13 protein-coding genes are annotated in these 19049 nt (G+C 57.0%); 3 read left to right on the top strand and 10 right to left on the bottom strand.

Annotated features, from left to right (window positions below; genetic code table 11):
- Nucleotides 1–165: 165 nt before the first annotated feature.
- From ACR0LX_RS05420 to ACR0LX_RS05390, 7 genes are all read right to left on the bottom strand, one after another.
- Nucleotides 166–1677, bottom strand: coding sequence for a mannitol dehydrogenase family protein (locus ACR0LX_RS05420; protein WP_480782834.1), 1512 nt, complete (start codon nt 1675–1677; stop codon nt 166–168).
- Nucleotides 1677–2450 (bottom strand): L-iditol 2-dehydrogenase, encoded by a 774-nt coding sequence (locus ACR0LX_RS05415; RefSeq protein ID WP_480782833.1) that lies wholly within the window; start codon nt 2448–2450, stop codon nt 1677–1679. The genes ACR0LX_RS05420 and ACR0LX_RS05415 overlap by 1 nt, the downstream gene beginning before the upstream one ends.
- Nucleotides 2447–3451, bottom strand: a complete 1005-nt coding sequence (locus tag ACR0LX_RS05410) for an ABC transporter ATP-binding protein (protein WP_480782832.1) — start codon at nt 3449–3451, stop codon at nt 2447–2449. Before ACR0LX_RS05410 ends, ACR0LX_RS05415 begins: the two co-directional genes overlap by 4 nt.
- Nucleotides 3452–3463: 12 nt before the next feature.
- Entirely contained in the window at nt 3464–4294 is an 831-nt protein-coding gene (locus ACR0LX_RS05405; protein ID WP_480571066.1) for a carbohydrate ABC transporter permease, read from the bottom strand.
- 12 nt (nt 4295–4306) lie between these two features.
- Nucleotides 4307–5173 (bottom strand): carbohydrate ABC transporter permease, encoded by an 867-nt coding sequence (locus ACR0LX_RS05400; RefSeq protein WP_480431073.1) that lies wholly within the window; start codon nt 5171–5173, stop codon nt 4307–4309.
- Nucleotides 5174–5279: 106 nt separating this feature from the next.
- Entirely contained in the window at nt 5280–6584 is a 1305-nt protein-coding gene (locus ACR0LX_RS05395) for an ABC transporter substrate-binding protein (RefSeq protein ID WP_480571063.1), read from the bottom strand.
- Between the two features lie 95 nt (nt 6585–6679).
- Nucleotides 6680–7705 (bottom strand): LacI family DNA-binding transcriptional regulator, encoded by a 1026-nt coding sequence (locus tag ACR0LX_RS05390; protein ID WP_480782831.1) that lies wholly within the window; start codon nt 7703–7705, stop codon nt 6680–6682.
- Nucleotides 7706–7826: 121 nt separating this feature from the next.
- On the opposite strand from ACR0LX_RS05390, the gene xylB reads away from it, so the two are divergent.
- The 3 genes from xylB to ACR0LX_RS05375 all read left to right on the top strand — a co-directional run bounded on the left by xylB (nt 7827) and on the right by ACR0LX_RS05375 (nt 14816).
- On the top strand, nt 7827–9263 hold the full coding sequence (gene xylB / locus ACR0LX_RS05385) for a xylulokinase (protein ID WP_480782830.1): 1437 nt from the start codon (nt 7827–7829) through the stop codon (nt 9261–9263).
- Between the two features lie 261 nt (nt 9264–9524).
- A complete protein-coding gene (locus ACR0LX_RS05380) occupies nt 9525–12725 on the top strand; it encodes an endonuclease/exonuclease/phosphatase family protein (RefSeq protein WP_480782829.1) in 3201 nt (1066 codons plus the stop codon).
- 381 nt (nt 12726–13106) lie between these two features.
- Nucleotides 13107–14816, top strand: a complete 1710-nt coding sequence (locus ACR0LX_RS05375; protein ID WP_480782828.1) for a M23 family metallopeptidase — start codon at nt 13107–13109, stop codon at nt 14814–14816.
- A gap of 139 nt (nt 14817–14955) precedes the next feature.
- On the opposite strand, the gene ACR0LX_RS05370 is transcribed toward ACR0LX_RS05375, so the two are convergent.
- The 3 genes from ACR0LX_RS05370 to ACR0LX_RS05360 all read right to left on the bottom strand — a co-directional run bounded on the left by ACR0LX_RS05370 (nt 14956) and on the right by ACR0LX_RS05360 (nt 18851).
- Nucleotides 14956–15942: a HupE/UreJ family protein gene (locus ACR0LX_RS05370; RefSeq protein WP_480782827.1), complete on the bottom strand. Its 987-nt coding sequence runs from the start codon at nt 15940–15942 to the stop codon at nt 14956–14958.
- Entirely contained in the window at nt 15939–16769 is an 831-nt protein-coding gene (locus ACR0LX_RS05365; protein ID WP_480782826.1) for a peptidyl-prolyl cis-trans isomerase, read from the bottom strand. Before ACR0LX_RS05365 ends, ACR0LX_RS05370 begins: the two co-directional genes overlap by 4 nt.
- A gap of 159 nt (nt 16770–16928) precedes the next feature.
- Nucleotides 16929–18851: a DUF3604 domain-containing protein gene (locus tag ACR0LX_RS05360; protein ID WP_480782825.1), complete on the bottom strand. Its 1923-nt coding sequence runs from the start codon at nt 18849–18851 to the stop codon at nt 16929–16931.
- Nucleotides 18852–19049 lie beyond the last annotated feature (198 nt).

Raw genomic sequence — 19049 nt, 5'->3', positions numbered from 1 at the left:
CCAAGCGATCTGTGGCCGTGGTTGGCTGACCGTTCAAAACCCATGCACCCGCCTCATCGACAATCATTGAGGCGGGCTGTCTAAGTGATGTGTGGGCTCTTCTCCGATATCTGTTGTTTCGCTGACAATAAACGCGACGTTGCAGCCGATTTTCATTGTGCGAAATTAGAATGACTCATAACGACCCGCAATATATGCATTCAAAACGGCCCTGCTGCCCTTCTGCCAAATCGCGGTTAGCCACGTAGCAAAGGCTTTGGCAAAGTTTGAGGCGTGTTTAACATCGCCATAGTATTGGCGTTGTGCGAGCCAAAGTTCTGGGTCGGCCTTGGACGCCAATGCGGTATTTTGCAAGCTCTCCCATTGGGGATCATTGGGGGCGATTTCTGAGCCGTCTTCGCGAACACCGGCACACATCCGGCACCAGAATGCCTCGGCCAGCGCAAGCCCTTGCGCGGAAGAACCTGACGCAAGCGCATCACGCAGCGACGGCAACAGAAAACCCGGATGTCGTGCTGATCCGTCGAACGCAACCCTGCGCGTCGTATCGTGAATTTTTGTGTTCGCGAATCGTCGCTCAACCAACCCAAGGTATTCTCTGGCGGTCGTTCCGGGGACGGCGTCCACATAGGGCAGGATCTCTTCCGCCTGAACTTTCTCGAAAAAGGACACAATTTCAGCGTCTTGCATACAGTCAGCAATCGTCGGGATGTTCAGAATTTCCCCAACGTTGGCAAGTAACTGGTGACCGCCGTTCAGAATGCGCAGCTTCATCGTTTCATAGCTATGAACGTCCTGGGTCAGCGTGACGCCAACCTGTTCCAAAGGTGGTCGACCCGCGCAAAAGTCATCCTCAATCACCCATTGACGATAGTTCTCATGCGAGACGGGAACATGATCGTCAACACCAAACGCTTGGCATTGCGACACAACGTGATCGGTTGTCGCTGGCACGATGCAATCCACCATTGAATTTGGAAACGCACCGCTCTGGTCAATCCAGTCGGCCAGTTCCGGGTCGGACAAGCGCGCCAGACCAACGATGCAGGTTCTCAATATTGCACCGTTGCCCGGAAGGTTATCGCAGCTTAGCGCCGTAAAGGGTTCCAGACCGTTTGCGCGCCGGTGACCGAGGGCTGCGACCATCGCGCCGAAGGCTGTGTGGGGCTGGTCGGGGTTCTCGGCATCGTGACGAATATCTGCATGATCGGGATTGAACGCGCCTGTGTTGGCATCCAAATAGTAGCCACCTTCAGTCACTGTCAGCGAAACGATCCGAATGGAAGGGTCTGACATGGTCCGGATAAGGGCCGCATTGTTGGCCTCGATCGGCAGATAATCGATCATCGGACCAATCACCTCGGCGGACGTTCCCTTCGGGTCCAGTTCGATCAGAGTTGTTAGACAGTCCTGCGCCAGCAAACGCTGTCGCATGTCGGCGTCGTAATCGCGCACGCCGGCTCCGATAATAGCCCAATCTTGGGCCTGACCCTGTTGCATCAACTGGTGGATATACCAGGCCTGATGCGCGCGATGGAAATTGCCCAAACCGATATGCACAATGCCTGGGGTCAAGCCCGTGGGCGCATAGGCCGGCGTCCTGACCGTGGCGGGCAGGCTAGAAAGGCTGTCGCGCCCTAGCCGTACCGGAGGTTTTGCGTTCGCCACAGGGTTCATCAGCTCATCCAGTTTCCACCATCGACATTGTAGGTTTGCGCGACGATGTATTTCGCTTCGTCAGAGGCCAGAAACACTGCCATGCCGGTCAGGTCCTCGGCGCGGCCCATCCGTCCATAGGGGACAGCCGCCGCAACTTCGCGTTTCTTCTGGCCGGGGGCTTTGCCTTCGTGCCTTGCAAAGAATGCGTCAACGCCGTCCCAATGTTCGCCATCGACCACGCCCGGAGCGATGGCGTTCACGTTGATCCCATGAGAGATCAGGTTCAGGCCCGCAGATTGAGTCAGAGATATGATCGCGGCCTTGCTGGCGCAGTAGACCGCAACCAAAGGCTCACCCCGTCGTCCGGCCTGAGACGCCATGTTGATGATCCGGCCTCTGGTCCCGTGTTCGATCATATGGCGCGCGACCGCCTGCATCGTGAACAGCGCACCAGCAACATTGATATCAAACACGCGGTCGTAGTCGGCGCGCTCGATTTCCACGATCGGAGCTGCGGTGAAAATGGCTGCGTTGTTGATCAGAATGTCGATCGGGCCGAAATGCGCGGCGGTTCTCGCAACGGCGGCATCGATGCTTTGTTGGCTGGTTACATCCATTTCGATGGCCAAAGCGGCCTCACCGATTTCCCTCGCAGTGTTCTGCGCCCCTTCGCGATCAATGTCGGCCACCGCGACGCGCGCGCCCTCGGCCACATAGGTTTTGGCAAAGGCCAGCCCGATGCCCCGTGCTGCCCCGGTGATCAGGGCGGTTTTGCCGGACAGGCGTGTCATTCGATCCGCAAGCCTTTCGCGTCAAAACGGTGAATCACATCGGCTCGCGGCGTCAGATGGATGCGGTCCCCATGGCGAAAGCCAACTTCGCCATCAGCGCGGACAGTGATCGTTTCGGCCAAACCGGTGTTGTGAACATGGAAAAACGTGTCCGATCCAAGGTGTTCCGAGACACTGACGACCCCGGACCATTCGCCTTCGCTTTCGGAAACGGTGATGTGTTCGGGACGGATGCCGATGGTTTGAGCCCCGTGTTTTGCGGCCGCTTCACCTTCGATGAAATTCATCTTCGGCGATCCGATGAAGCCCGCAACAAACAGGTTACGCGGTGTCCGATACAGCTCAAGCGGGCTGCCGACCTGTTCGATTACTCCAGCCTGAAGAACGACGATCTTGTCGGCCATGGTCATGGCTTCGACCTGATCGTGGGTGACGTAGATCATCGTGGTCGCCAGACGTTCGTGCAGTTCGCTGATCTCCAACCGCATACCAACGCGAAGCGCGGCGTCGAGGTTGGATAAGGGCTCGTCGAATAGGAACGCTGCGGGTTCGCGAACGATGGCGCGACCGATGGCGACGCGCTGACGCTGGCCACCGGACAACTGGCCCGGCCGGCGGTCCAGATAGTCGGTGAGGTTCAGCACGCTTGCTGCACCCTCGACGCGCTTGTCGATTTCAGCCTGTTCCAGCTTGGCCATGCGCAGCGGAAAGGCGATGTTCTTGCGCACCGTCATATGTGGATACAAAGCGTAGGACTGAAAGACCATCGCCAGACCTCGCTTGGCAGGCGGCACGTCGGTGGCATCTGCACCATCGATGTCGATAGAGCCCGAAGTAATATCCTCCAGCCCGGCGATCAGCCTTAGCAGCGTGGACTTGCCACAACCCGAGGGGCCGACGAAGACGGTAAACTCGCCATCTCCAATGGTCAGATCCAGCGGGGGAATGACCTGAACGTCGCCGAAGCTTTTGGTCACTGACTTGAGTTGAATACGTCCCATAAGTCGTTTTCCTTATTTCACGGCGCCGAAGGTCAGGCCACGGACAAGTTGTTTCTGGCTGAACCAGCCAAGGATCAGAATTGGAGCAATCGCCATGGTCGAGGCCGCGCTGAGCTTGGCAAAGAACAGGCCCTCAGGGCTGGAGTAGCTGGCGATAAAGGCCGTCAGGGGGGCCGCATCAACGGCCGTCAGGTTGAGGGTCCAGAACGCCTCGTTCCATGCAAGGATGAAGTTCAGCAAGACGGTTGAGGCGATGCCGGGGATGGCCATCGGCGTCAGAACATAGAGGATTTCCTCTTTCAGCGTTGCTCCGTCCATCCGTGCCGCTTCCAGAATTTCGCCCGGAATTTCGCGGAAATAGGTGTAAAGCATCCAGACGATGATCGGCAGGTTGATCAGCATTAGCACGACGACCAGCCCTCCGCGTGTGTCCAGCAGCCCAAGACGGATGAACAGCAGGTAAATCGGGTACAGCACGCCTACTGCAGGCAGCATCTTGGTCGACAGCATCCACAGCAGGATGTCCTTGGTGCGCTTGGAGGGCACAAAGGCCATCGCCCATGCGGCAGGCACAGCGATGATCACCCCCAGCAGCGTCGATCCGCCCGCGATGATGACTGAATTCCACAGGAACCGCATATAGTCGGACCGCTCCTGCACGATGGCATAATTTTCCAGCGTCCAGTCGAAATTCAGGAACAAAGGCGGGCTTGCAATGGCCTGCGCCTCGGTCTTGAAGCTGGTCAGGATGGTCCAGAGGATCGGGAAAAAGATCAGCAATCCAATGGCCCAGGCCAGGGCGGTGTTCAGCGATTTGCGACGGGGTGTAACGGCACGGGCCATGGTCTTACCTCCTCACGCGTCCAGGTTCTTGCCGACGATGCGCATCAGGAAGATCGCAACGATGTTGGCAAGGATGATGGCGTAGACACCTCCGGCTGATCCGAGGCCAACGTTCTGGCTTTCCAACACGCGCTGGAAGATCAAGTAAGTCAGGGTGCGGGTACCGAATGCACCGCCGGTGGTCACGAAGATCTCGGCGAAAATCGACAAAAGGAAGATTGTCTGGATCAGGATCACGATGGTGATTGCGCGGCTCAGATGCGGCAGGATGATGTGGTAGAACCGCTTCAGCACCGGCGCGCCATCCATTTCAGCCGCTTCCAATTGTTCGCTGTCCAGCGATTGGATCGCGGTCAGCAGGATCAGCGTCGCAAAGGGCAGCCATTGCCACGAGACGATCATGATGATCGAGGTCATCGACGCCTCGGACAGCCACGAGATCGGCTCGGCCCCGAAAAAGCGCCATAGATGCGCCAGCAAGCCGTTCACCGGGTCCATGAACATGTTTTTCCAGACTAGCGCAGACACGGTGGGCATGACAAAGAACGGAGCAATCACGAGGATGCGGACAACGCCTTGGCCCCACATCGGTTGATCCAGCAGCATGGCCAGCAGGATGCCCAGAACAACCGTGATCACCAGCACACCGCCAACGATCACAAGCGTGGCTTGCACGGCGGGCCAGAAAGAACTGGACGATACGAACCGGACATAGTTGTCGAACCCGACCCAGCCCAGGTCACCTCCGCGCAGCGGCAGGTATTTCTTGAAAGAAAAATAAAGCGTCATCGTCAGAGGCACGAGCATCCAGCCAAGTAGCAGGACCACTGCGGGTGCCATCATCAGGCGCGCGACGGATCGGGAATGTTGAGTTGCCATGACGCAAACCCTCTCTGTTCAGGCGTGCCTTAGCCTGCGAGAAAAACGTGAATTGTGGAAGGGTAGGGCGGGGGGCAGACCTCTGCCCACCCGCGGGGAGAATGCCTCAGTAGCCTGCGGCTTCCATTTCTTCAGCAGTAAAGGCCTGTGCTTTCTCAAGCGCCTCTTCCACGGTTTGTTGTCCCGCATAGACGGCCGAGAATTCCTGGCTGACCTGCGTGGCAATGCCTGCAAATTCCGGGATCGCCGCGAATTGGATGCCGACATAGGGTACAGGTTTGACCGTCGGATCATTCGGATCGGCCGACAGGATCGAATCCAGCGTCATCTTGGCAAACGGAACTTTTTGATACTCGGGGTTTTCGTACAGTGATGTACGCGCACCCGGTGGGACATTGGCCCAGCCTTCGTTTTCCGCCACCAGTTCTATGTAGTCCTTCGAGGTGGCCCATTCGATGAACTGTTTCGCGGCATCGGCCTGTTCCGTACCTGCCGGAATTGCCAGCGCCCAGGCCCAGAGCCAGTTGGACCGCTTGTCAACACCTTCCGAGTTGGGGGCCAATGCGAAACCAACTTTGTCAGCCACCGTCGAGTCGTCCGGATTGGTTACAAAAGATGCAGCAACGGTTGCATCGATCCACATTCCGCACTTACCTTGCTGGAACAGCGACAGGTTCTCGTTGAACCCGTTTGTAGCATAACCTGCAGGGCCGGATTCACTCATCATGTCTACGAAGAATGTCAGCGCCTCGTTCCATTCAGGTTGATCGAACTGCGGTTTCCAGTCCTCATCGAACCAGCGCGCGCCAAACGAGTTTCCTGTCACGGTGATGAAGGCACCACCTTCGCCCCAGCCTGCCTTACCGCGCAGGCAGATGCCGTTGATATCGTTGTCACGGTCGGTCATTGCGGCGGCAGCGTCGCGGATGAATTGCCAGGTCGGCGCGTCCGGCATTTCCAGCCCGGCCTTTTCCATCAGGTCGGTGCGGTACATGACCATCGAGCTTTCACCATAGAACGGAGCCGCGTAGAGCGTTCCTTCATGGCTTAGACCGTTGCGCATTGCAGGCAGAATATCGTCAACGTCATATTCCGCCGACATGCCTTCAAGCGGCACCAGCCAGCCATTCGCGCCCCAGATCGGCGTTTCGTACATGCCGATGGTCATAATGTCGAACTGGCCACCCTTGGTCGTGATGTCGGTGGTGACGCGCTGACGCAGCACGTTTTCTTCCAGCGTCACCCATTCGACATCGACGCCGGTCGCTTCGGTGAATTTGTCGGTATAGCCCTGCATCCGGATCATGTCGCCGTTGTTCACAGTGGCGATAGTAATCGTTTGCGCGTGGGCCGCTGCCGTGGCGACGAAAGTCAACGCAGTCGCCGCACGTAGTGCGTGTTTCAGATACATCCCTGTCCTCCCTGAGCTTGGATGTCGTGCAGGGAGCGTAGGGTAAAAGTTATCGCGACGTCAATAAAAACTTTACGCGCGTCAAAATTTAGGCGTTATGCCGAGTCCCTTAGAACAAGCCGCGCAGGGAAAAGCGTTTCGGTCCGCGAGTCGAATTTCCCCCCATTTTCAATGAGTTCAAACAGGGTTTCGACGCTACGCGCCGCTACGTTGTCATAGTCATGCGCCGCTGTTGTCAGGGAGGGGCACGTAAATTTTGCGAACGGATGATCGTCATTCGAGGCCACGCGAAGCGTGCAGTTATCCTTGCGGCCAACCCGAATCCCCTGTTCGTAACAGGCAGCAAGAAAGCCGATGGCAAGCCGGTCATTGCTGCACAGCACCGAATCCGTTTTTAGACGGCGCTCTTCCAGAATTTTCAGCGCGCCCCTGTGGCCTATTTCTTCAAACGCCCACCCCTTGCCATCAACCTTGATGATATCGGGCTCGAACCCCAGACGCTCCATCATCTCGACATAGGCAATTCTGCGTTTGTTTGCGTTCGGATTCGCAGGAGTACGCATCTCGAAGAAAGACGGCGGCTCGCCCGTCCGGGTCATGTATTCCACGGTCTGCGACACAAAGCTGAAATTGTCCGAGCCAACAAAGGCCGCCCCCAATCCTTCCAGATTACTGTCGAACAAAACCGTGGGTACGTTGGCACAGAATTTTTCGATTGCGGATCGGTCTGAAATACGCCCCAACGGGGCCAAAAGAACCCCGGCGGGCTTCATCGCTTGCAAGCCGTCAAGAATTTCGTTTTCCAGCTTTTGTTCGCCATGAGCGCTGAAGAGGGTGGGTCGATAACCGGCGGTGATACAGCTTTGCTCAAGATAGCGCGCGATCTCTGCAAAGAACGGATCGGACAAATAAGGTACTACGATGCCGACATTCTTGGTCAGTTTCCGGTTCTGGTTCACCGCGTAGATATTGGGGCGGTAGTCGAACCGCTCGAGCGCTTCTTCGATACGCGCGCGTGTTGTCGGCCGGACGCTGTCGGGATCTTGGAAGTATTTGGATACGGTGGGGCGCGAGATACCGCTGAGGGCCGCGAACTCTTCCATATTCTTTATTTTAGTCATGCCAATCTGCCTGCGGATCTTAGTCGTCTTGATCTTATCATGTTTTTACATATTCTTTGCGCGCGCTAAAAAATCAATAGTCAGGCAAGTTCCAGCCCGTTGTGCTGGGCAAGGGGTTTGAATGTATCTCGGGATCGATATCGGAACATCAGCGGTCAAGCTTGTCTGCGCGGATGACGACCAAATTCTAGCGACGACTTCTGTCGAGATTCAGACGTCATCGCCACAACCCGGGTGGTCAGAGCAGCACCCGGACATTTGGTGGAAGGCGACTTGCGATGCGCTGATCCAGCTTGCTGCGCAAATCAAGTTGTCCAACATCAGGGCAATCGGATTGTCCGGCCAAATGCATGGGGCGGTTGTGCTGGGCCGCGATCTGCGCCCGATCCGCCCGGCGATCTTGTGGAACGACAGCCGGGCGACGCGTGAGTGCGATGAGCTGCGCGCTGCCGAGCCGCAAATTGGGCAGATCGCGGGCGTCCTGCCCTTGCCGGGCTTTACCGCGCCCAAGGTTGCATGGCTGAAACGACATGAACCGGCCACCTATGGCAGGCTTGCGCATATCCTGCTGCCCAAGGACTATATCGGCTTGTGTCTGCACAGAGAATTGGCAACCGACACGTCCGACGCCGCAGGAACGCTCTGGCTGGACCAGGTGTCACGCAATTGGCACGCTGGTATCGCCGAAGCAACCGATGTGGCGACCGACTGGCTGCCACCGGTATTTGCTGGCACAACTGTGGTCGGGACTGTGACGAAACAGGCAGCGACTGAGACCGGGTTGCGTCCCGGCATCCCTGTTGTGGCCGGGGGAGGGGACGCGGCAACCGGGGCCGTGTCCTTGGGCGCAACTGAACCGGGGCGCGGCTTCATCTCATTGGGGACGTCCGGTCAGCTTTTTGTAGCGGATCGCAGGTACAAGCCCAACCCTGAACGCTATGTGCATGCGTTTGCGCATACGTTGCCCGATCGTTGGTATCAAATGGCAGCGATGCTGAACGGTGCGCGGCCGATTTCATGGATTGGCAGTCAATTGGGACTGTCCGCCGCCGAAGTTGTCGGTCTTGCGGAAACCGTCAACGGTGATCGCGTTCCGATATTTTTGCCTTATCTGACGGGCGAGCGCAGCCCGCTAGGAGACCCGCATATTCGTGCCTGCTTCTTTGGTCTCGAGGATTCGACGACGCGCGCAGATATTTGCCGTTCCGTGGTCGAGGCAATCGCCTTTTGTTTTGCCGATGCGGCGCAGAGTTTCGGCGACACCATAGACAGTTTGCCGGAACTGGCTGCGATTGGAGGCGGCAGTCAATCGGATCTGCTGTTGGGTCTGATTGCAACCGTAACCGGTAAACCCATCGTGCGATCGGATGGGTCGGATTCCGGCCCCGCCTATGGTGCGGCGCGTTTGGCAGCCTGTGGCGCGGGCACATTGGACGAAGACGATCTCGCTTGTCAGCCGCCAACAACGGATAGATTCGATCCAAAAGATAGGGAGGTGCTATCCGAACGGTTGATGCAGTTCCGAAAGCTGTACAGCGCCGTTAGCGTAGTCGAATAGATTTGGTCCTGCGCAACCGAGTTGCGCCGGGTCGATGGGCTTTGGCACGATTGATTGGTGCAACCTAAATCTACTAATTCTGCTGCAGCTATCTGTCGATCAGAAGAATATGCGGCACGCCTGACGGCAAAGCTCCGCCGTAATAACGCTGTTACGTACAACCATTTAACTAAGCTCGCCGGATTGAGCTACCGTGGGTTGTGTCGCGGCGAGTCGCATTTCGGCCTGCTGCCCATTCACTGATCAAAAAGAGAGACTGATATGCCGACCACTTTAGCTGCGGGTGATATTGCGTTTACCGGATTCAATTCTGACAATCCCGACGAGTTCACCTTTGTTGCCCTGACCGATATCGAGGCCGGGACCGAGATTAGATTTACTGATAACGGCTGGCTCGCAGCGGGCGGATTCCGCAATACCGAGGGTATTTTTATCTGGACAGCGCCTGCAAATATCGCGGCGGGAACTGTGATCAATCCAGCATTCTCAGGGCCATCTTTCTCGGCCAGTGGCGATCAGATACACGCCTATCAGGGCGATGAGGCCGCGCCGACTTTTGTCGCGTCTGTTCATTTCAACGGCACGGGTTACGAGGCTGACGCGACCTCGTCGAACACTTCGGCGCTTCCGGCAGGTCTGACCGTGGGGACAAGCGCGGTCGCGGTTCCCGAGGCGGACAATGGCGTCTATACCGGCCCGCTCAGTGGCACCAAGGCCGAGTTGCAAGCGGCCATTAACGATCCAGACAACTGGCAGACCGACAATGCGCGGATTGACGATATCGAACCTTCGGGTTTCACGGTCACCGACGCCACACCGTCACCCTCGGTCATCATAAGTGACTTGGATCTCGCTGCCGACGAAGGCGGAATGGCGGATACGTACGAGGTCACACTATCGATCGCCCCCACACAACCGGTAACGATCACCATTGCCGCAGGACCCGATCTGGACGTCGTGCCTGCCGAACTGGTGTTTGACGCAACCAACTTTGATCAGCCACAGCAGGTCGCGGTGACCGCCGTAGATGACGATCTGCCAGAGGGGGCAGAGGTCGTGGATGTCGAGCATTCCGTCACCTCCGATGACCCGTCATATGACGGCATCCTCGCCCCCGTGGTCGAGGTTTCCATCTCGGCCAGCGACATCGAAATCGTCGCGATTTACGAGATTCAGGGCGCGGGCCATATGTCGGAATTCGTGTTGCCTGAGGGGCAAACCGTTGCAGAGTTCTTTGACGACCTGCCCGCGGGCCCATCGAGCATCCTCGGTGCTATGGTTTCGACCAGCGGCATCGTAACGGCGGTGGATACCAACGGATTCTATCTGCAGGACCCTGACGGGGACGGTGATGATGCCACCTCGGACGCGATATTCGTGTTCACCGGGTCCAACCCGACTGTTGCAGTCGGGGATGCGATTACCGTCGGTGGAACGGTCGCCGAATTCTTCCCAGGCGGAACGGGCAGTCGGAACCTGCCCACCACTCAGCTTACCAACATCTTCGATCTTGAGGTTCAGTCATCGGGCAACGACCTGCCCGACGCGGTTCTAATTGGTAATGATCCAGGCGAACGGGCGGTTCCGAACCGGAGCATTGACGACGATGCCTTTGCCTCATTCGATCCGACACAAGACGGCATTGATTTCTTTGAGAGCCTCGAAGGGATGCGCGTGACCGCAACCGATTTGCAGGCCGTCAGCGGGACGAGCCGGTTTGGCGAGATCTTTGCGGTCGCTGATCAGGGCAGCGGCGCAACGGGTCTTTCAGAGCGCGGCACGCTGAACATCTCACCCGATGATTTCAACCCCGAGAAAATCCAGATCGATGAAGACAGCGGAATTTTCAACTTTGACTTCCCGACGGTGAATGTCGGTGATCAGCTTGGCGACGTCACAGGCGTTGTTGGGTACAGCTTTGGCAACTATGAAATCCTGCCGACCGAGGATTTCACACCAAACATCGTGTCCGCCGGGTTGGAACCGGAATCGACAGACCTTGCCGGGTCAGCCAACGAGCTAACCATTGCCACCTATAACGTTCTCAACCTCGATCCAAACGATGACGACGGCGATCAGGATGTGGCAGATGGCCGGTTCGACGCCATAGCCGCACATATCACCAACAACCTGGGCAGCCCGGATATCATTGGCCTGCAAGAGGTGCAGGACAATTCCGGATCGGACGATGATGGAACCGTTTCGGCATCTGAAACTTTGGCGGAACTGGCGGCAGCCATCCTTGCTGCAGGTGGCCCGGCCTATGAGGTAATCGACAACACATTCATCGGCGATGGAACCTCGGGCGGCCAACCGGGCGGCAATATCCGCACGGCGTTCCTGTATAACCCCGACCGCGTGTCACTGGTTGAGGGATCGGTGCAAACCATCAGCGGGCAAGGCCCGGGCGAAGCGTTCGAGGGCGCGCGCCTGCCGCTGGTCGCTGATTTTGTTTTCAACGGCGAGACCGTGACGGTGGTCAACAACCACTTTTCCTCGAAAGGCGGGTCTGCGCCCATTCTGGGAACCGAACAGGATTTCACCGCCCGGCAAGAGGATGTCTCGGTGAACGGCAGCCTGGATGAGCGGCAAGCCCAAAGCCAGGCCGTACAGGATTTCGTCAACGGTCTGGGCGATGGCGCCAATGCAGTTGTGTTGGGGGACTTCAACGAGTTCGAATTTGTCTCGCCCGTAGCCGATCTTGAAGACAATACAAGCCTCGTCAACCTGACAAACGATATCCCGGAAGACGAACGCTTTAGTTTTGAGTTTCAGGGAAACAGTCAGTCGCTTGACCACATTCTGGTGTCTGAGGGTTTGTATTCGGGCGCCTTGGTGGACATCGTCCATGTCAATTCTGAGTTCGCCGCAACCAGTTCGCGGGCCTCGGACCATGACCCGATGCTGACAAGCCTGTTCCTGCCGGACACGCAGACTTTGGCGGTCGAGTTCGAAGCGGGGCGGTGGTTCAGAACCAAGGCGTTTGAAAGCATCGATGGCGAGGTTGTGGATGTCGACCGGCTTGGTCCCGTGCGCAAAAGCCTCAAATTCTCGGACGTAGGCATCAAGGTCGATGCAATAGACCCCAACAATTTCGAACTTGTCGCCATCAAACACGGCGCGATTGGCGTCTATTCGTTTGACGATCCTCTGTTTGGGCGGGCGGCCAGAATGGTTGACGGGGACGAAAGCCTGAAGATTGCTCTTGAGGACACCGATTTCGAGGCGGTGGAGTTCATCTTCAGCTTTGGCGAAAGCCATGGCAACGGCGAGGTCGAGGTTGCCTTCTACGATGACGGTGAACTTGTAGGAACGCTTGTGGCAGACGCCGATGATGGCGATTTCCAGGGCTCGTTGGGGCGCACGAGTTTTGACACGGTGGAACTGTCTGCAAGCGGTGACACCATGTTCACGGTTGACGAATTCGCCTTTGAGGTGATCGACCATAACCTGATCGCCTAGCGCGGAGCTGCGCAGGCTGCCCGTTTGGCATTGTAGATGCAGGCTGAAACGGGCAGCCGCCAACGCGCCAATTTCTGTGTGAAATTTCTAGCTTGAAAGGCCTGGCAAAACGACACGTCAGGTCAGGATGACGAGTGTCGGCGGGCCTCGGCGTTCGCAAGCGGATTTGCATTCAAACGCTTAAACCGAAACCTCGCGCGAATGGGCGCGCTGGCGAAAATATGCTACAATATAAGAAGCGATTTAGCACCTCTGCGGTTCAGCCGCCTGCCAATTTTGCCTCGAGGAGTTACGCTTATGAGAGTCATTGGGTTTTCGTTATACTGCTTCTGTTTTTCATCATTGTGCGGGATCGTTACCGCCCAGACCTTTGAGTTCCCTATGCGTGCCAACGACCTGGTCCCGGGTGAGCGTGTGAGCGTCGGCCCACATGCCGGTGGCAATCTGGGCATTCAGGACCTGGCGATCGACCCGCTTGTGATGGGGCATGTCGGCGACAACATCTGGCATGAGTTCGAAGGCGGTCCACCGGCCAATCTTCAGGATGCCGAAAACGACGATATGCGCATTTACGGTAAACCGTTTTACGCCATGGCCTCGGGCGAGGTCATTGGCTGCTGGCGACTTGCTCCAGACAACCCGCGACCGGGGGTTATTGACCCGCGCGTGTTGGGGCAACCGGGCAACAATGTGCCGCCGAAAGTGATTATTCCGGGCGGCAATCACCTATGGATCAGACATGACGACGGCACGGTGGCCCTTTATGCCCATGCGATCCCCGACACCATCCCCGCGCGGCTGTGTCCCGGTAAAAACGCCGCGCTGCTACCAGCGTCGGCACCTGCCTCTCCGTTTGTGAGCAATCCGGATGTTGACCCGGCCACCTTCGTGCCGGAAGGGGTTCCGCCTGCCACAGCAACGGGCACGATCTTCAACGGACAAGAGGTCCGGCGCCCCAGGGTACGTCAGGGCGAGGTTCTGGGCCTTATCGGGAATACGGGGGCATCCAGGAGGCCCCACCTGCACGTACATGTCGAAACCGGCTTTGGCAGCACTCCGTCCGCTCCGGTCCCGATGCGCTACGAACGCGGCATGTTTGGTTTGCGCGTGAGCTTGGGTAACTTCCTGCATGAGGCGGATATCGACAATTGGGTGCCATTGAACGGAGGACCGGTGCCAGCAGATTCCACCACGCTGATCTGGCCGCCGACAACCTTGTCGCGCGAGGTACACCGCGTTGCCATGCCGATATCCGACTTTGGCCGCGTTTTCGATCATCTGGCAGATTCCGGTTTCATGCCCGAAATCCTCGACTGTTATCACGTCAATGGCGAGATGTTCTTCAATATGGTCTGGACCGCTGCGCAAGGCCCGTGGTCAGCGGTTGTGGGCGTGGACGAAATGGGGTTTCTGAGTGCCGCGCTTCAAGCGAGCGGTCTTGACGTTGACTACCTGGATATTTGCGCCTCGCCCAATGGCTCGCGCTATACCGCCATTTTCCGCCAGGTTGACGGCGCACCGGTGGTTCGCTCATCGCTGACTGCGGCACAGCATGACACGCTTGCCGCTCAGATGCAGGCCTCGAACATGGCTCCAATCTCGGTTTCCGTGGCCTCGGTCAACGGAGAGCTTGTCCACGCCGTCGTCTATCATCCCATCGATATTGGCGATTGGACCATCGCCACCCAGCTGCGCCGTACCGCAAACAACGACCAATACGAGGCTTTCTTGGACCAGGCTTTTGCCGAGTTCAGAAAGCCGGTCTACGTATCAGCTTATGTGCATGACGGCGTGCAACATTTCGTTTCGATCGTCGCCGAGCGGCCCGGTGCAGGACGCGCGCGCCACAACCGATCGACCGACAATATGGACAGCCTGATCGAAAACAACGTGTTCGAAGGCTTCCGAACACGAAGCGTGGCCGGGATGGACGGTGCCGCAAACCATCGCCACGCTGCGGTTTGGATCGATCCACCAGCGATTTCCATCACCGGTGACCTCAACTTCCTGAATAATGGCGGGCTTTTCCTGCAATTCCCGGACGGGCGCAACGAAACACGGGGCGCTGCCAACCAATTCGATCTGCAATAATCTGGCGCTGCGATTTCCACATGGGCCCGGTCGGGAAACACCCGGCTTTTCTTTCAGCCAAATTGAGCGAACTCGGCACCGCCCAAACTGCAACCTCAGCGTTTCGGTTGAAACTGTTCGGACGCGCCTGACCGTGCCTTCAAAACCCGCTTATGCGCTCAATAAGCCAGTACATCGACACCGAACCGATGCCGTAGGCGGCAAACACTGTCGTCCTTTGGCTTATCGGAAGGGCAATCAGTCGCCAGATCGCTATGAGAAGCGCCAATGCGCCGATAAAACATAGCTGGCCGGCTTCGACCCCGAGGTTGAAGGCCAGCAAGGCCGCAGGAATATCGTTCATCGGCAACCCAATGTCAGCCAAAGCCCCTGCAAAGCCAAGCCCATGCAAAAGCCCAAATCCGAAACACACGATCCAGGGTTTCTGTTTCGACAGCCGGAACCGACCTTCACTGCTTTTGACAATCTCCATCGCAAGAAAAACGATGGACAGCGCGATAACGGCTTCAACTGGCGGGCCGGGAACGTTCAAAACTCCAAATGTTGCCAGAGCCAGAGTGATCGAATGGGCTAGCGTAAATGCTGTTACCGCCCCGACAAGTCGCCAGGGATCACGAACCAGAATGAACAATGCAAACACAAACAACAGGTGGTCCCAACCTTCCAGTATGTGTTCAAATCCCAGCTGGAAATAGGCGATGAAAACCGCCCATGTTGTCTGCTCAGATGGTATGTTTTGGACCGCCGCATCGGGGGTGAAGCGAAGCGTGGCAGGGGCGGCAGAAATGGGGTGCAATCGCACTAAGACATCGTTCTGTTGCGCTTCCAGACCCTCAATCGCGACAGGTTGCCCGGCAATGCCCGCGCACTCGGCAACCCAGGATGACACCCAGGCTCGGTTTTCACGAATTGGCACAGGGCCGCGCGTCGGGGTGCAGCCTGCTGGCAATACCGCGTCGATTGCCATCGGCTGACCGTTCACATCCGGTTTGCGCCAATGAACGCTCCAGGTATCGGGCGTGATTTGGCGCATCTCCAGATACCCGGGATCAAGGGCATGAGCAGTGGCGTTGCCTGCAGACCACGCGAACAGCAGGGGGAACAGTAGGCCGATCAAAGCTCTCATCTGGTCGGGTCCGTAAGATCGGGTGTCAAAATCTGGTAGTTTTCGGCCAGAGTTTCATATTGCGCCTGCGCCAGATCCTCACCCACAGTGCGACGCCAATCCCGCATTACTTCGTCGCGAATTTCGTCTAGCGGGGGCACTTGGCTCGGCTCGGTCGCCAGAATCTGAACCAGATGCACCCCATAGCCCGACCGGACAGGACCGGTCCAAGAACCTAGCTCAAGCTGTGTAAGGTCCTTGGAAAACCCTGTTCCAAACACCGAGTCGATTACACGCGTCGCAGACAGGGGCATCGAGGCTGGCAACAGTGTCGAACCGCCAAACTCTGAAAGCTCATTCTCGGCGCGCAACGCCGCAAGCGCGCCCTCAATTTCGGCTTTGCTGGGCTCTTCACCCAGAAAGACCTGTGTGAAGGCGACCTTGTCTGGCGTTGCGTAGCGTTCTGCATTTTGTTGAAGAAACGCTTCCAGATCTTCGTCTTCCGGAACGACTGATGAGGCTATCGCTTCGGTTAGAAAATCCATCTTTTGGCTCAGCCGAGACCTGATCACGGTATCCCCGCGATCCAGTCCAAGTTTCCTCGCTTCCCTGACCAAAACCTCTTCGCGGATTGATGCATTGACGAGGGCTTGCAGCTCAGTGCCGCTTGGGGGGCGTTTCCACCGGGCTTCGAACTGCGTGGACAAGAGCGCAATATCATCTTCGTTGATCGCTATTGTCGCCGGGTTTTCAGTGGTTTCATTGTCTGGCGCAACGATATGAAACCAAACGAAAATAATTGCTCCGATCAGGAAAAAGTGGAGCAGAGGTTCTTTCAGTAGTCGCATGAAGGCTCCTGCGTGAAACGCGGTCAGATTCTATCTGCCAATGCGGGCATCAGCGGATTTGTTTTTGCAAGGAAATGAACGCGCATCGCGTTTGCGAAGAATTGTGGATGCCCCGAGGCAGCAACCGCGCCCTCGGGGTCAACTCTGGTCGTGTCTTGGTCACTCTGCGGGAGTGTACCAGATCGGTGATGAATATGCGCGTTCCTGATGGGTTAGGACTGCATCGTCGGGCAGTTCGGCACCGAACCTCAGCTTGTCGTACAATATCCAGCGCGGGGTCGGGATTTCGATGGCGCGGACGTAATAGAATGCGCGCGCATTCGGGTCGAAATCAGGATCGGACCAAACCGTCACAAGTTCGGCGGTTCCGATCGTGTTGGTCCAACTGGCGGTCTCGACATCCACGGTATTTCCGACCGCAGGGATCTTGCCATTGTCATCAGCGGCGCGGTTATCCGACCACGCGACGTCATACACCTTTTCCTGCAAGGCACCGTCGGAGCCCAGCCACCCCTTGACCACTTGCACACGATCCAGATTGGCACCAACAGGGTCACGCAGTGCTGCAATCAGGAACGAGGGGGCACCATCACCTTCGCGCGGGCGCAGGTCGGAACCCATTGGAACACCTTTGGTATAGCCGACATCCGCAATAAATCGGGTTTCCATATCCGTCTCATCGAAATCCCATCCACCAAAGAACCGCAGACCGATCCGGGGCCCGGTGGTCGCATAGGTTTCGCGTCGCTTGAATGCATCGAAAATCGCCGCTCGGGTATTCTCGGTCGCCCAAACGGCCGTATAACCGGATGCGACAAGCAGGTCGCCAGGTATTTCGCCCAGGTCGTTCGCAATGAACGGGTGCTTGATCCGCGTGGCCGAAGGCTCAACGCTGACGGATTTTCCAAAAAAGTTGTCCTCTTCGGCAGTGGCCAAAGAAGTATGGCTGTCCGTCGCGCCACCCATCCCGAACTTATAGGGGTTCACGCCGAACTTTTCTTCCAGCATCAGACCGCGTTTCAGGGCCTCACGGGCGTATTCACCGGCCAGCATATTGTCGGTCTTCAGCTCGGTGATATCGAGATTACCGACATCCCAGTTTTCATAGTCGGCAAATTCGTCATCCGGGCTTAGGAACGGATGCGCTTCGCCGTCGCCTTTAATCTGTGTGACCTCATAGTGAGGTTCCCATTTGGCGCGGGCCGCCACATATTCAGCATCAACCTTGCCGCCGTGATACGTGTCCTCGGTCGGGAACATCCATCCATTCGAAAGATTGCCGTTATGCGCAAAGGCAACTGCGCGACCACCCGTTGTTTCCTGATACTCTTCGAGCCAGGCATAGAGCGCTTTTGGATCCGTATCGCCGAAGGGCGGTTGTGTCACCGGTGGTACCATTTGCAAGGCGCGGATCGGCCCGTCGCGCAACATGACGTTTCGGTGCAGATTGAACCCCTTGGGGACTGAGGTCCACTCGAACCCGATGAAAGCGGTAAAATTGCCGGGGTCGTTATGCCGCTCGGCCGCCAGAACAATCTGTTCCCACGTAAAGGCAAAAGCGTCGGCACCGGGGCTGTAGGACTCAAGCAGAACTTCTGGCAGGGTCATTTGCGAGAAATTGGTAATGATATCAAAGGCAGTTTTCCCGGCCTCTTCACCGCCCGCTTTATAACCTTCGTACCATTCCAGACCCTTCGGATCAGCCAGAACGCCGGGCTTGCCGGCCTGAAGGTCCGGCGCAAACCCCATCAGGTCGGTGTGGTCCGTCAAAACCATCCAATCCAGTGGTCGCGCCAGTCTTACTGGCTGGCCGGTGGAGGAAATGACCTGTTCACCCTTGGCAAAACGCCACGCTTCGTCAGGTAACAGAGTGTTCCCAAAAGCACCCGCATCCAACGAAAGACCCGTGTGCAAATGCGAGTCCCCCCACAGCGGGCGTTCTGGGAATGAACGTTGGGCGTAGGGGGAATATGGCCGCTCTAGAAACAAGCCTTCCGCCGCTTCTTCGTTTGGTATGGCGTCAGACAAAAGGCTTGTTGGCGCGAGCAACAGCGACGCGAAGCAAACGGATTTTCGGAACATTGTGATCTCCCCTAAATCGACGATACTCAATGGAATTGAAGAGCTTTTGTTGCTCTTTTATATTCGATTTTTTTTATATCATGCTGTGCCGGTTTCCGTGAGCAATTTTTTGGGTCGGGGTCTTTAGTGATGGAACAAGAGCCAAGCGGTTCCAAGCTCGGGGGATCGTTTGAACACTCGCCTCAGGTGTTTTGTATG

Source organism: Ruegeria sp. CH11, assembly GCF_056537105.1.
The sequence above is the reverse complement of the archived record's forward strand: the minus strand, read 5'-3'. Positions and strand labels throughout refer to the sequence as shown.